The sequence below is a fragment of the Kitasatospora sp. NPDC051853 genome (genome assembly GCF_044452665.1).
GTDB lineage: Bacteria > Actinomycetota > Actinomycetes > Streptomycetales > Streptomycetaceae > Kitasatospora.
The window spans coordinates 37,452-51,252 of sequence record NZ_JBITBY010000013.1 but is presented as its reverse complement, the minus strand read 5'-3'; the positions used below and the strand labels follow the sequence as shown (position 1 = coordinate 51,252).

At 74.3% G+C, this 13,801-nt stretch carries 14 protein-coding genes; 11 read left to right on the top strand and 3 right to left on the bottom strand.

Features of this window, described 5'->3' with window-relative positions:
- The first annotated feature begins 43 nt into the window (after positions 1 to 43).
- The 3 genes from ACIA8O_RS31875 to ACIA8O_RS31865 all read left to right on the top strand — a co-directional run bounded on the left by ACIA8O_RS31875 (position 44) and on the right by ACIA8O_RS31865 (position 3,400).
- On the top strand, positions 44 to 991 hold the full coding sequence (locus ACIA8O_RS31875) for an SCO1860 family LAETG-anchored protein (protein WP_396297480.1): 948 nt from the start codon (positions 44 to 46) through the stop codon (positions 989 to 991).
- A 175-nt stretch (positions 992 to 1,166) separates the two neighbouring features.
- The gene (glnII, locus tag ACIA8O_RS31870) at positions 1,167 to 2,189 is read left to right on the top strand and encodes a glutamine synthetase GlnII (RefSeq protein ID WP_396297479.1); all 1,023 of its coding nucleotides are present in this window, start codon (positions 1,167 to 1,169) and stop codon (positions 2,187 to 2,189) included.
- A gap of 83 nt (positions 2,190 to 2,272) precedes the next feature.
- Positions 2,273 to 3,400, top strand: coding sequence for a M48 family metalloprotease (locus ACIA8O_RS31865; RefSeq protein ID WP_396297478.1), 1,128 nt, complete (start codon positions 2,273 to 2,275; stop codon positions 3,398 to 3,400).
- Between the two features lie 12 nt (positions 3,401 to 3,412).
- Here ACIA8O_RS31865 and ACIA8O_RS31860 read toward each other — a convergent pair whose 3' ends face one another.
- Entirely contained in the window at positions 3,413 to 3,712 is a 300-nt protein-coding gene (locus tag ACIA8O_RS31860; RefSeq protein WP_396297477.1) for a hypothetical protein, read from the bottom strand.
- 224 nt (positions 3,713 to 3,936) lie between these two features.
- On the opposite strand from ACIA8O_RS31860, the gene ACIA8O_RS31855 reads away from it, so the two are divergent.
- From ACIA8O_RS31855 to ACIA8O_RS31840, 4 genes are all read left to right on the top strand, one after another.
- The gene (locus ACIA8O_RS31855; protein ID WP_396297476.1) at positions 3,937 to 4,452 is read left to right on the top strand and encodes a hypothetical protein; all 516 of its coding nucleotides are present in this window, start codon (positions 3,937 to 3,939) and stop codon (positions 4,450 to 4,452) included.
- Between the two features lie 41 nt (positions 4,453 to 4,493).
- Positions 4,494 to 5,324, top strand: coding sequence for an ammonia-dependent NAD(+) synthetase (gene nadE, locus ACIA8O_RS31850; RefSeq protein ID WP_396297475.1), 831 nt, complete (start codon positions 4,494 to 4,496; stop codon positions 5,322 to 5,324).
- Between the two features lie 85 nt (positions 5,325 to 5,409).
- On the top strand, positions 5,410 to 6,741 hold the full coding sequence (locus ACIA8O_RS31845) for a VWA domain-containing protein (RefSeq protein WP_396297474.1): 1,332 nt from the start codon (positions 5,410 to 5,412) through the stop codon (positions 6,739 to 6,741).
- Between the two features lie 116 nt (positions 6,742 to 6,857).
- Entirely contained in the window at positions 6,858 to 7,448 is a 591-nt protein-coding gene (locus tag ACIA8O_RS31840) for a hypothetical protein (protein WP_396297473.1), read from the top strand.
- Positions 7,449 to 7,491: 43 nt separating this feature from the next.
- On the opposite strand, the gene cobC is transcribed toward ACIA8O_RS31840, so the two are convergent.
- The gene (gene cobC, locus ACIA8O_RS31835; protein WP_396297472.1) at positions 7,492 to 8,967 is read right to left on the bottom strand and encodes an Rv2231c family pyridoxal phosphate-dependent protein CobC; all 1,476 of its coding nucleotides are present in this window, start codon (positions 8,965 to 8,967) and stop codon (positions 7,492 to 7,494) included.
- A 79-nt stretch (positions 8,968 to 9,046) separates the two neighbouring features.
- The gene (locus tag ACIA8O_RS31830) at positions 9,047 to 9,523 is read right to left on the bottom strand and encodes an OsmC family protein (protein ID WP_396297471.1); all 477 of its coding nucleotides are present in this window, start codon (positions 9,521 to 9,523) and stop codon (positions 9,047 to 9,049) included.
- Positions 9,524 to 9,820: 297 nt separating this feature from the next.
- Between ACIA8O_RS31830 and ACIA8O_RS31825 the strand changes: the two genes are divergently transcribed.
- Genes ACIA8O_RS31825 through ACIA8O_RS31810 form a run of 4 tightly spaced genes read left to right on the top strand, consistent with a single transcriptional unit; the run spans position 9,821 to position 13,785 of the window.
- Positions 9,821 to 12,382, top strand: coding sequence for a nitrate- and nitrite sensing domain-containing protein (locus ACIA8O_RS31825; RefSeq protein WP_396297470.1), 2,562 nt, complete (start codon positions 9,821 to 9,823; stop codon positions 12,380 to 12,382).
- The gene (locus tag ACIA8O_RS31820; RefSeq protein WP_396297469.1) at positions 12,379 to 12,819 is read left to right on the top strand and encodes a roadblock/LC7 domain-containing protein; all 441 of its coding nucleotides are present in this window, start codon (positions 12,379 to 12,381) and stop codon (positions 12,817 to 12,819) included. The genes ACIA8O_RS31825 and ACIA8O_RS31820 overlap by 4 nt, the downstream gene beginning before the upstream one ends.
- 44 nt (positions 12,820 to 12,863) lie before the next feature.
- The gene (locus tag ACIA8O_RS31815) at positions 12,864 to 13,220 is read left to right on the top strand and encodes a DUF742 domain-containing protein (RefSeq protein ID WP_396297661.1); all 357 of its coding nucleotides are present in this window, start codon (positions 12,864 to 12,866) and stop codon (positions 13,218 to 13,220) included.
- Between the two features lies 1 nt (position 13,221).
- Entirely contained in the window at positions 13,222 to 13,785 is a 564-nt protein-coding gene (locus ACIA8O_RS31810) for a GTP-binding protein (protein WP_396297468.1), read from the top strand.
- Positions 13,786 to 13,801 lie beyond the last annotated feature (16 nt).

Below are 13,801 nucleotides of genomic sequence, written 5' to 3'. Positions count from 1 at the left end.
CGACTCGTCCAGTCCGGCCAACTCCACAGGGGTCTCGTTCGTCATGCCCGCGCACAGCACCGTCCTCCGCACCGCCGCCGCCACCGCCCTCGTCGCGTTCCTGGTGGTGCCCACCGCCCACGCCGCCGAGCCGAGCCCCGGCAAGGCCTCCGCCGTCACGGCCGAACTCGACCTGGACGTCAGCGTGCTGGGCCGCACGGCCGCGGTGCCGGTGAACATCTCGCTGAACAAGGTGCAGTCCCCGGCCAGCAAGGACGGCGCGGTGCTCACCACCACCGTGGCCGGCGTGGACCAGGGCCGGCCGGTCAACCTGGTGCGGGCCGAGGTGGGCCGTTCGACCACCAGGGCGGACGAGACCGGCTCCTCCGCGCGCGTGCAGCTGACCAGGGCCGACCTGGGGGCGCCCGGTCTGATCGGTGCCCCGCTGCTGGCGCTGGAGGCGCTCACCGCCGAGGCGACCTGCCCGGTGGACGGGCAGCCCACCGCCAGGGTGGACTCCCCGGCGCGGATCACCGTGCTCGGCAAGCCGGTCACGCTGAAGGTCGAGGGGCCGACCCGGGTGGACGTCCCCGGGGTCGGCACCGTGGACGTCGGCTTCTCCAAGCGCGCCACCACGACCGGCACCGCGGCCGCCTCCGCCCTGGAGGTGCGGCTGGACCTCAACCCGCTCCAGCTGAACGTCGCCAAGGTCACCGGGAAGATCACCGTCGCCTCGGTCAGCTGCGAGAAGCCGGTGCCCGCCCCGCGCCCGTCCGCGAGCGCCTCGTCCAGCGCCTCGCCCGGCGCCGAGCCGAGCAGGGCCAACCGCGCCGTCCCTGCGGTGGCGAGCCAGAGCCCGTCCCCGAGCGCGTCGAGGAGCGGCGAGCAGCTGGCCGCCACCGGCAGCAGCGGCACCGGCACCCTGCTGGCCGCCGCCGGTGCGCTGCTGGTGGTCGGCGTCGCCGCGCTCCGCCTCGCCCGCCGCCGCCGGGCCCACGCCCGCAGGCGCTGAGGCGTCCCGCCTGGCGGGATCGCCGTCCCGCATTCCGGACCTGACACTGTCGGAGGGTGCCGGTGCCGCTGCGGACGGTTGGTTCACATGGGCGTTACATAGGAGGAACAACCGGGAAACGGCGGCTTGCGACGCTACGCGGGCACCCACCACCCAAGCAGTGAGGTTCACCGCAATGGCGATCAAGGCCGAGTACATCTGGATCGACGGCACCAAGCCGACCGCGAAGCTCCGTTCCAAGACTCGCGTCCTGCCGAACGCCGACAAGATCCCGACCTGGGGCTTCGACGGTTCCTCGACCAACCAGGCCGAGGGCCACGCCTCGGACCGCGTGCTCGACCCGGTGAAGGTCGTCAAGGACCCGATCCGCGGCGGTGACAACATCCTGGTCCTCTGCGAGGTGCTGGAGACCAACGGCGACGCCCACGAGTCCAACACCCGCGCCGCGCTGCGCGAGGTCGCCGAGAAGTACGCCGCTCAGGAGTCGATCTTCGGCATCGAGCAGGAGTACACCTTCTTCAAGGGCTCCCGCCCGCTCGGCTTCCCGGAGGGCGGCTACCCGGCCCCGCAGGGCGGCTACTACTGCGGTGTCGGCGCCGAGGAGGTCTTCGGCCGCGAGATCGTCGAGCTGCACCTGGACCGCTGCCTGGACGCCGGCCTGGCGATCTGCGGCATCAACGCCGAGGTCATGCCCGGCCAGTGGGAGTTCCAGATCGGCCCCGTCGACGCGCTGACCGTGTCGGACGACATGTGGATCGCCCGCTACCTGCTCTACCGCACCGCCGAGGAGTTCGGCATCGACGCCACCCTGGACGCCAAGCCGGCCCGCGGCGACTGGAACGGTGCGGGTGCCCACACCAACTTCTCCACCAAGGCGATGCGTGAGGGCTACGACGCCATCATCACCGCCTGCGAGTCGCTCGGCGCCTCGCAGGAGATCGTCCTGGAGCACGTCAACCAGTACGGTGACGACATCCAGTCCCGCCTGACCGGCAAGCACGAGACCGCCCCGTGGAACGTCTACTCCTACGGCGTCTCCGACCGCGGCGCCTCGGTCCGCATCCCGTGGCAGGTCGAGGTCGAGCAGAAGGGCTACATCGAGGACCGTCGCCCGAACGCCAACGTCGACCCGTACGTGGTGACCCGTCTCCTGATCAACACCTGCTGCGAGGCCCTGGAGAAGGCCGGCCAGGTCTGATCCGGCCGCACGGCTGACGAAACGTCACCGAAGGCCCGCCCACCCCGCCGGGGGAGGGCGGGCCTTCGGGCATTCTTACCGGCATGGACGACTTCACCCCCGAACAGCTCGCCCGCGGCCGGGCGTTGCGCCGGGCCCAGCTGCCCTGGGCGCTCGGCGCCCGCGCGGCCGGCCTGCTGCTCCCGCTCGCGCTCGGCCTGACCCCGGCCGGGGCCGGGCTGGTCTCCCGGGCCGGCGGCCTGTTCGGCGGCTCGCGCACCGCCGAGGTGCTGGCCGGGGTGGCCGTCCTGGTGGTGCTCTCCCAGCTCGCCGGGCTCCCGTTCGGGGCGCGGCTGCGGGAGATCCGCCGCGGGTACGGCCTGGTCACCCAGGGCTGGGGCGGCTGGGCGGCCGACCAGCTGCGCGGCCTGGCCCTGAGCCTGCTGCTCGGCCTGCCGCTCGGGTACGGGCTGTACGCCCTCACCGACCGCTCCCCGCACGGCTGGTGGCTGCCCGCCGCCGGGGCGGCGGCGGTGCTGGTGGTGCTGCTCTCCTTCCTCTTCCCGCTGGTGGTGGAGCCGCTCTTCAACCGCTTCGCCCCGCTGCCCGAGGGCGAACTGCGCACCGCCCTCCTGGAGTTGGCGCGCCGGGACGGCATCCGGGTGCGCGAGGTGCTGGTCGCCGACGCCTCCCGGCGGACCACCGCGCTCAACGCCTACGTCTCCGGCTTCGGCGCCACCCGGCGGATCGTCTGCTACGACACCCTGCTGGCCACCGCCGACCCGCGCGAGACCGAGCTGGTGGTCGCCCACGAACTCGGCCACGTGAAGCACCGGGACGTCCTCACCGGCACCGCCCTCGGCGCCCTCGGCGCCGCCCTCGCGGTCGTCCTGCTCGGCCTGCTGACCTCCTGGCAGCCGCTGCTCTCGGCCGCCGGCGCCACCTCGGCGGCCGACCCGCGCTCGCTCTTCCTGTTCGCCGCCTGCGGGGCCCTGCTCTCCGCCCTGGCCGGGCCCGCGCAGTGCGCCGCCAGCCGCCGGATCGAGACCCGGGCCGACCGCCACGCCCTCGAACTCACCGGCGACCCGGAGCAGTTCATCGCCATGCAGCGCCGTCTCGCGGTCACCAACGTCGCCGACGTCGACCCGCCGCGCTGGGTCGTCCTGCTCTTCGCCACCCACCCCACCACCACCGCCCGGATCGCCGCCGCCCGGGCCTGGGCGGCGGCGTAGCGGCCCCTGCGGTCAGCGCAGGTCCACCGAGCGGATCGGGGTGGAGTTCAGCAGCGAGGCCAGCTGACCGTCGCCCTCGGAGAGGGCGTGCGCGGTGCAGTTCCCCACCACCCGGCCGCCCGGCAGGTCCTGCGCCAGGAAGGCGGTCATCGCCAGCCCCTGCTGGGTGCCGAGCTTGCCGACCTCCTCGCAGGAGGTGTCCAGCGCGCCCTGCACCCCGTCCTCCCCCTCGACGGCCTGGGCGGTGGCGGGAGCGAAGGCCAGCGCGGCCAGGGTGGCGGCGGTCACGGCGGTCGCGGCCTTACGGATCATCGGAGGAACCTCTCGGAAACGGGTCGTGGTCGCCCCCGATCATCCCGCCCGCCGCACCCCCCGATCCCCGAAGTCCGGCCCTCCCGGCCCGACTTCCCCGTCAGGGGTGACCCGGTCTCACCCGTACGGTGGACCTCCGGCGGCCTTCACTGACCCACCAGCCCGGCAAGTGGCGCGGGCCGCGCGTCACCCGGCCGATCCCCCGAAGCCTCACACTCGGCTCCGTGACGGACACCCCCCTGCTCCTCCTCGACGTCGACGGCCCGCTGAGCCCCTACACCGCCGACCCCGCCCACTGCCCCGAGGGCTACGCCCCGCACCCGGTCCGCCCCGCCGCCGCGCGGCTGCCCCGGACGGTGCGGCTGAACCCGGCGCACGGCCCCGCGCTGCTCGCCCTGCCGTACGAGCCGGTCTGGTGCAGCAGTTGGGAGGGGGAGGCGGACACCTGGATCGCGCCGCTGCTCGGGCTGCCCCGGCTCCCGTACGTGGACTGGCCGTCCGCGCACGGCGGCGATCCGGACGGGCTGCACTGGAAGACCCGGCGGGTGGTCGAGTGGGCCGCCGGCCGGCCGTTCGCCTGGGTGGACGACGAGCTGGAGCCGCAGGACGCCGCGTGGATCGCCGCCCACCATCCGGGGCCCGCGCTGACGGTGTGGGTGGACCACCGGTACGGGCTGACGGAGGCCCACTTCGCGCTGCTGGCGGAGTGGGCCGGAGGGCTCCGCGACGGGGCTGAGTAGGGTGGGTGGGACAGAGTGCCGTGACAGCAGTAGGAGCAGACGTGAGTGAGCCGGCCGCCAGTGCCCTCCAGCAGGAGATCGCCCGGGACCTCGAGGTGGCGGAGGTGTTCGAGGCCGAGGCGGAGATCGAGCGGCGGGTGGCCTTCCTGGCCGAGCGGCTGACCTCCACCGGGCTGCGGTCGCTGGTGCTGGGGATCAGCGGCGGGGTGGACTCCACCACCGCCGGCCGGCTCTGCCAGCTGGCCGTGGAGCGGGCCCGGGCGGCCGGGCACCGGGCGGAGTTCTACGCGATGCGGCTGCCGTACGGGGTGCAGGCGGACGAGAAGGACGCGCAGTTGGCGCTCTCCTTCATCAAGGCCGACCACGTGCTGACCGTGGACGTGAAGCCCGCCAGCGACGCCATGCTGGCCGCCGTGCTGGACTCCGGCACCACCTTCCGGGACGCCCACCACCAGGACTTCCTGCTCGGCAACGTCAAGGCCCGCCAGCGCATGATCGCCCAGTACGCGGTGGCCGGTGCCCACGACGGCCTGGTGGTCGGCACCGACCACGCGGCCGAGGCGGTCTCCGGCTTCTTCACCAAGTTCGGTGACGGCGCCGCCGACCTGGTGCCGCTGACCGGTCTGACCAAGCGCCGGGTGCGCGCCGTCGCGGACGCCCTCGGCGCCCCCACCGAGCTGGTCTGGAAGGTGCCGACCGCCGACCTGGAGAACCTCGCCCCGGGCAAGGCCGACGAGGACGCGCTCGGCGTCACCTACGACGAGATCGACGACTTCCTGGAGGGCAAGCCGGTCGACACCGCCTCCTTCGAGAAGATCGTCAACCGCTACCGGCTGACCGACCACAAGCGCCGCCTCCCGATCGCCCCCTGAACCCCCGGGCGCGTCACCTCCCTTGACGGGTCGTCCGCCCGGCCGTGACCCTGTGATCTCCGCGAGAACGACACGGGGGACGCAGATGCCGGGTACCAGCAGCCTCGCCAAGGGCGCCAACGCCACGCTCACCGGACCGGAGGTGACCGTCACGGTCACCTCCGGCGGGGTGGCGGTGGACGTCTCGGCGCTCCTGGTGGACGGGCGGGGCAAGGTCAGGACCGACGAGGACCTGGTCTTCTTCAACAATCCGGACCGCGACGGGGTGCGCCTCGACGGGGCCCGGATCACCGCCCGGCTCACCGAGATCCCGGCCGAGGTGGCCTCCGTGGTGGTGGTCGCCAGCGTGGACGTGGAGCTGCCCGGCACCACCTTCCGGCCGGAGACCACGCCCTCGGTGCTGATCGGCGACGGCACGGCGGCGGCGCTGGAGTTCGTCCCGCCGGGGATGGCGGACGGCGAGACGATCCTGGTGCTGGCCGAGCTCTACCGGCGCGGCACGCTCTGGAAGGCCTGGGCCGTCGGCCAGGGCTACGCGGGCGGGCTGGCCGCCCTGGCCACCGACTACGGCGTGACCGTCGAGGGCGAGCAGCCGGAGCCGGTGCCCGCGCCCGTCGTGGCTCCCGCCCCCACTCCCACCCCCGCTCCCGTCGCTCCGCCCGCCCCGGCGCCCGTCGCTCCCGTCGCCGCCCCCGCCCCGGTCACCGGCGGTGCCGCGATCAGCTTCGAGAAGGTGGCCGCCGTCGCCCCCGCACTGCTGACGAAGTACCAGAGCGCCGGGGCCTCCCTCCACAAGCGCGGCCTCTCCGGCCAACGGGCCGCCGTCTACCTGGTGCTGGACTACTCGGCCAGCATGGAGCACTTCTACGACCGGGGCGACGTGCAGGTCTTCGCCGAGCAGGTGCTCGGCCTGGCGGCCAACCTGGACGACGACGGCACCGTCCCGCTGGTGCTCTTCTCCCACAACGTCGCCAAGACCACCGAGCTCGAACTCGCCACCCACCAGGGGCGGATCAACGAGGTCCGGCGCGGCCTCTACATGGGCGGCACCAACTACGCGCCGGCCATCAAGGCCGTGACCAAGCTGCACGAACGCCGCGCCCCCGGCACCCCGGCGCTGGTGGTCTTCCAGACCGACGGCGACCCCGCGGACGGCGGCGCCACCCGGCGCGCCCTGAAGTCGGCCTCCAAGCAGCCGCTGTTCTGGAAGTTCGTCGGCTTCGGCCGCCGCGAACAGCTCGGCTTCCTGGCCGGGTTGGACGACCTGGACGGCCGCAAGGTGGACAACGCCGACTTCTTCGCGGTCGGCGACGACCCGCGCAGCTGGCAGGAGGACGCGCTCTACGACGCCCTGCTGGAGGAGTACCCCCGCTGGCTGGCCGAGGCCACCGCGCAGGGGATCGTGCGCCGGGCGTGAGGTGAGCAGGGGTACCCAGGACCGCCGGACGGCGGGTGCGGCATGATCGGCGGGTCCCTGCCGCACCCAGCCGCCCCTGCCGCCCCCTGTCGCACCCAGCCCACCGGAGCCCCATCGTGAGACGCCTCCTGCTGCCGGCCGTCGCCGCCGCGCTGCTCCTGACCACGGCCGCCTGCGGCAGCCGGCCGGCCTCGACCGAGTCCGGGGCGATGGTGCCCTCGGTCCAGGCCTCCGCCGCGCAGCGGACCACCGAGGCCCTGGCCGCGCACGACGCGCGCTTCCCGGACGTGGCGCTGCGCTGCGCCGCCGTCACCGACGCGACCGCGACGCCCGCTCCGGCCCCCGGCAGCGGGGACGGCCCCGCGCCGGAGAACCCCAAGCACGCGGAGAACAGGGCCTTCAAGACCACTCTCGCGCTCGGCGCCCCGGCCCGCTGCCGGGGCGAGGCGCACGCCGCCCGGCTGATGGCGGCGCTGCCGCGCGACGGGATGGCGGCGGGGGAGGCCTCGGTCCGGGCCACGGCGGAGAACCTCGGCTACCCGAGGGAGAGCGTCCAGCTCCAACTGGACTACGCCCCGGGCCTGCTGGCCCTCTTCGTCCCGGGTGTCGGTCCCTGCGTGACGGTGCACTTCGGACCGAAGGGCAGCGCCGAGGTGCACGGCGTCTACATGGAGGGCGGCTGCCTCGAACCCAAGGGCGGGCACTGACCGTCCGTCAGGGCGCTGACCGCCCGTCAGGACAGCGGCTCCGTCAGGGCAGCAACTCCGCCAGGACGGCGACGAACGCGTCCGTGGTGGCCTCGTCCCGGACCGCGATCCGCAGCCAGTCCGGGCCCAGGCCCGGGAAGGTGTCGCCCCGGCGGAGCGCGTAACCGGCCCCGCGCAGGCGCTCGCGCAGCGCGGCCGCGCCGGGGACGTGCACCAGGAGGAAGGAGGCGGCCGGCTCCCCGTGCACCGTGACGGCCGGGAACTCCGCCAACCGGGCCAGCAGGTGGGCGCGCTGGGCGGCGATGGTGTGGGCGGCGGCCTCCGCCTCGGCCAGTGCGGCGGGCGTGCTGCACGCCTCCGCGGCGGCCAGCGCGGGGGTGGAGACCGGCCAGAGCGGCTGGGCGGCGGCCAGGCGGGCGATCAGGCCGGCGGGGCCGAGCACGTAGCCGATCCGCAGCCCCGCCAGGCCCCAGGTCTTGGTGAGGCTGCGCAGCACCACCACCTCGCCGGGCAGACCGCGCAGGCCGGCCAGGCTCTCCCGCTCGCCGGGGACGGTGTCGACGAAGGCCTCGTCCACCACCAGGGTCCGGCCGGGGCGGGCGAGGGCGGAGAGGGTGGCGGCGGGGTGCAGGACCGAGGTGGGGTTGGTCGGGTTGCCGACCACCACCAGGTCGGCCTCCTCGGGGACGGCACCGAGGTCCAGGCGGAAGCCGTCGGCGGGGGAGAGCAGCACCCGGCCGACCCGGTGCCCGGCGTCGCGCAGCGCCGCCTCCGGCTCGGTGAACTGCGGGTGCACCACCACGGCGTGACGGGGCGCCAGCACCCGGGCCAGCAGCACGAAGGCCTCCGCCGCCCCGGAGGTCAGCAGCACCTCCTCCACCGGCCGTCCGTGCCGCGCCGCGACGGCGGCCCGGGCCCGGCTCCCCTCGGGGTACGCCGCCAGGTCGCCCAGGGTCGCGGCCAGGTGCTCCCGCAGCCACTGCGGCGGCGTCCCGGTCCGCACGTTCACCGCGAGGTCCACCAGCCCGGCCGCCCGCACCTCCACGTCCCCGTGGTGCCGCAGGTCCGGCTCCCCGGCCGCGCCGTGCTCCGCTGCGCCGTGCTCTGCCGGGCCGCGCTCCGCAGCGCCGGCTCCGGGGCTCGCCGTCGCGACCGCCACCGTGGCCCGGGCCGACTTCCGCTTGGGGGTGAGCAGCCGGCCGCCGGCCCCCGCGGCGAGCAGGGCGGCGGCCTCGGCCACGCTCGGGGTGCCGACGGCCGCCGCCACCGTCCCCGAGGGGCGGGGGACCGGGACGGCGGCCAGGGCCTCGGCGGGGTAGCCGGCCAGGGGGACGTCGAGGGCGGCGGCGGCGGCCAGCAGGCCGGCCTCGGCGGTCTTCGCGGCGACGGTGGCCAGGCCGGCGACGTCCTGGCGGTCGCGGCCGAGCCCGGCCAGGGCGGCGTCGATCAGGGCCAGCACCTCGGTGCCCTGCACCCCGCTGCCGCCGCCGACGCCGATGACCAGGGAGGGCTGCTGCACGGGGGTTTCTCCGGACTCCTGGGACGACCAACGAACCGCCGGAATCCCATCACGCCTGGCCAGAGGCGGTCAATGCCGGTCAGTCGGCGGTGGCGACCGTCACCTCGGGCCGGTGGTGCACCGGGAAGTTGACCGAGTTGGCGATGAAGCAGGCCCGGTTGGCGTCCGCGTGCAGGGCGATGGCCTTCTCCACCATGCCGGGCTCGGTCACCACCACCCGGGGCCGCAGCTCCGCCTCGGTGAAGCGGCCGTCCCCGGCGCCCTCGACCATGGTGCCGACCGGCTCGTCGACGTAGGCGGTGACCACCACCTTGTTCACCGCGCACAGGTGCAGGTAGGAGAGCAGGTGGCACTGGGAGAGCGCGGCGAGCAGCAGCTGCTCCGGGTTCCAGCGGGACGGGTCGCCCCGGAAGAGCGGGTCGGAGCTGCCGACGATGGTCGGCAGGCCCTCGGCCGCGACCTCGTGGGAGCGCTCGTAGGCGCGGTAGTTCGCGGTGCCGGCGCCGGTGTTCCCGGTCCAGGTCACGGCGAGGGTGTAGGTGTGCTGGCGGCTCATCACGTCTCCGGTGGGTGCGGTGCGGTACTGAGGTCTGGACCAGTCGGTGCCGCGTGGGGCATCAGTTCGGTTGCACGGAACGGCAGTTCAGCGGGGGTGTGACGGTCTGTCGTTCATCCGACTGTCATGGTGGTTTCACCCGTCGATATGCGGTGCGACTAATATCCATCCGTCAGAGTCCTATCAGATCCGACCAGTTGTGAACGACTGGTGTCATATCCGAAGGAGCCAGCCCTGCGCACGCGCGCTTCCAGGCGGATCGCCACGGGCCGACTGTCGCTCCGCGCGACCCTGCTCGTGCTGGCCATCGTCCCAGGGCTGGCGCTGGCCGCGCTCTGGGCGGTCACCAGCGGACAGCTCCTCTTCGACTTCCAGCGCCAGGCCGCCCAGGGCCTGCTCGCGCAGGAGGCGGGCCAGCCGTCCAACATCGTGTACTACAACCTCCAGGAGGAGCGGCGCCTGAGCGCCGACGTCCTCGCCACCCACAGCGGGGTCACCGAGGCGCTGCGGGTGCAGCGGGCCAGGACCGACCAGGCGATCGGCGACTTCCAGAAGCTCTCGGGCGTGTCGGCCGACGACGCGCCCGAGGAGGTCCGCGAGGCCGTCCGGCAGGCCCGGCAGGCGATCAACCAGCTGCCCGCCCAGCGGGCCCTGGTGAACAGCGGCAGCGAGCAGCAGCAGGCCGCCGTCTACGGCTACTACACCGACCTGATCGCGGTGGACCTCAAGCTGTTCTCCGCGCTCAGCCACGTCGACAACGGCCGGATCACCACCATCTCCCAGCCGCTGGTGAACCTGTTCTGGGCCAAGGAGATGATCTCCCGCTCGGACGCCCTGCTGGCCCGGGGCTGGCCGAGCGGCTCGCTCGCCCCCGACGACCACCAGCAGCTCCGGCAGGCCGTCGCCGAGCAGACCTTCCAGTTCACCACCCAGGTCGCGCCCTACCTGCCCGCCGACGAGGCCGCGATGTGGCAGCAGATCGCCACCGGCCAGGCCTGGCAGGCCAAGACCCGCGCCGAGCAGGAGCTGCTGAAGCAGGCCGCCCCCGGCCGGGACGGCCGGATCGCCCTCGGCGTGGACAAGGAGGTCTGGCGCCAGTCGGTCGACGCCATCACCCCGCAGCTGGTCGCGCTGCTGGAGCACCGCACCGGGCTGGTGGTCGAGGAGGGCAAGGGCAGCATCATGAGCCTGGCCCTGCGGCTGCTGCTGACCACCGTGGTCGGCCTGATCGCGGTGGTCGCGGTCGCCGTCACCAGCTGGCGGCTCACCCGCACCCTGCGCCGCCGGATCGGCCGGCTCCAGGAGCAGGCCGAGGAGCTGGAGAACGCCCTGCCCGAGGTGGTCGAGCGGCTCGGCAACGGCGAGCAGATCGACCCCGAGGAGCTGGCCCGGGCGATCGAGCCCGACCCGTGGGCCCGCACCGAGGACGAACTGGCCAAGCTGGCCGAGGCCTTCAACCTGGCCCGCGCCAGTGCCGTCCAGGCCGCCGTCGCCCAGGCCGACCAGCACCGCGGCTTCGAGCGGCTGCTCCAGCGGATCGCCCGCCGCACCCAGTTGCTGATCGGTCAGCAGCTGAAGAAGCTGGACGAGTTGGAGCGCCGGCACGAGGACCCGGAGGTGCTGGAGGGACTCTTCGACCTCGACCACCTCACCGCACGCCTGCGCCGGTACGAGGAGAACCTGGTGATCCTGGCCGGCGGCACCCCGCACCGCCGCTGGCGCAAGCCGGTCCCGCTGCTGGACGTGATGCGCGCCGCCCAGGGCGAGGTGCAGGACTACCGCCGGGTCGTCATCGACCTGGACGGCAGCCCCTGGATCTCCGAGCGCGCCGTCGGCCCGGTGGCCCACGTGCTCGCCGAGCTGATCGAGAACGCGCTCAGCTTCTCCCGCCCGCCGAACCCGGTCGAGCTCCGGGCCGGCCGGGTCAGCCGGGGCGTGGCGATCGAGGTCGAGGACCGCGGCCTCGGCATGGACGAGGAACAGATCGACGAGGCCAACCGCCTGATGACCCGTCCGCCCCGCACCGACGTGCTGGCCCGCGGCGACGACATCCGGCTCGGCTTCTACGTGGTGGCCCGCCTGGCCGCCCAGCACGGCCTGCGGGTCGAGTTCCGCCAGTCCGCCTTCGGCGGCACCCGGGTCGTGGTGCTGGTCCCGGAGGAGCTGATCGTCCCGGACCCGACGGTCCGTCCGGTCGCCGCCGCCCCGCAGCAGTCCGGCGGCCTGCCCACCCGCTCGCGCGGCCAGGCCCTGGCCGGCGTCACCGCGATCGGCGGCACCCCCGCGCGGGAGCCCGTCCCCGCGGCCCTGCCCCCGCTGTCGGCGGAGGCCCCGTACGTCCCCTACGACGACCGGTACCCCACCGTCGAGCCGCTCCCGCAGCACGGCGGGGCGCCCGCGGCCCCGGTCGGGGAGCCGGTGACGGCCCGTCACGACTTCCCGGCGCTGCCCGCGCCGTACGGGACCCCCGAGCCCTACCGGCCGGAGCCCTACCAGCCCGAGCCCTACCGGCCGGAGCCCTACCGGCCCGAGCCGCCGTACCAGGAGTCGTACCGCCCCGACCCGGAGCCCTACCGCCCCGAGCCGACGGCCCCGCCGTCGCCCGCCCTGCCGGACGGCGAACCGCCGCTGCCCCGCCGGGTCCGCCAGGCCAGCCTGGTGGACGAACTGCGGATCGACCCCGACATCCCGCCGACCGCCCCCGTGCCGCCCCGCTGGGACGAGAACCCGCTGTTCCGACCGGCCCCCCGACGGGCCGGAGCAGCCATCGGTGCGTTCCAGCGGCGGTCCCGGGAGGCGCGCTCGGGCGACACCGGAAACCACCACACCACCATCCCGACGAGAGAAGACCGGACATGACGACGCGTACAACCGCCACCCACCAGGACCTCGACTGGCTGCTGGACGGCCTGGTGGACCAGGTGGCCGGAACGAGGAACGCCGTCCTGCTCTCCGACGACGGCCTGGTGGTCAGCCACTCCCGCACCATCGACCGCTCCGACGCCGAGCGCCTGGCCGCCGTCGCCACCGGCCAGCAGAGCCTGGCCCGCGGCGTCGGCCAGTTGTTCGCCGGCGGCCCGGTGCACCAGGTGATCGTCGAGCTGGCCGAGCTCTGGCTGTTCGTCATCGCCGCCGGCCAGGGCACCCACCTGGCCGTGGTCGCCTCCCAGGACGTCGACGCCGAGGTGATGTCGCTGGCCATGCACAACCTGGTGCAGCAGGTCGGCCAGAAGCTCGGCACCGCCCAGCGCGGCGAGTTCGACGCGTTCGCCGCCCGGAGCGGGCAGCGCGGGTGAACTCCTACTGGGACGAGGAGGAGGGCGACGACGGCGCGGACAGCATGGTCCGCCCGTACACCATCACCTCCGGCCGCACCGTGCCCGAGCGGGACGACCTCACCCTGATCACCCTGCTCACCAGCGTGCCGGAGCCGGTCGACGCCCACGGCGCGCCGGCCCGGCCCGGCCGGCTCCAGCCGGAGCACCGGATGATCCTGGACCGCTGCCGCCGCCCCGCCGCGGTGGCCGAGGTCGCCGCCGACCTGGACCTGCCGGTCTCGGTGACCAAGATCCTGCTCGGCGACCTGGTCGAGCAGGGCCTGCTGACCGCCCGCGCCCCGATCTCGGTGGCCCGGGCCGCCGGAGGGGCCGACCGCAGCCTGCTGGCCGCCGTACGCGAGGGACTGAGGAGGCTCTGAGATGACGACCACCCAGGCGGGCGCCAACGCCGTCAAGATCCTGATCGCCGGCGGCTTCGGCGTCGGCAAGACCACCATGGTCGGCGCCGTCAGCGAGGTCGCCCCGCTGCGCACCGAGGAGTACCTCACCACCGCCAGCGTCGGCGTGGACGACCTGTCCGGGGTCGACCAGAAGGAGACCACCACCGTCGCCCTGGACTTCGGCCGGATCACCGTCAGCCCCGAGCTGGTGGTGTACCTGTTCGGCACCCCGGGCCAGGAGCGGTTCTGGTTCATGTGGAACGACCTGGTCAACGGGGCGCTCGGCGGGGTGGTCATCGCCGACACCCGCCGGCTGGAGTCCAGCTTCGCCTCGATCGACTTCTTCGAGAGCCGGGGCATCCCGTTCGTGGTGGCGATCAACTGCTTCCACGGCGTCAACACCCGCACCCCGGACGAGATCCGGGCCGCGCTCGACCTCGACCCGCACGTGCCGATGCTGGTCGGCGACATCCGCGAACGGCCCTTCGGCCGGGACGTGCTGCTCGCCCTGGTCGACCACCTGATGGCCCTCCCGGTCGGCTGACCGACCCCTTCCCCCA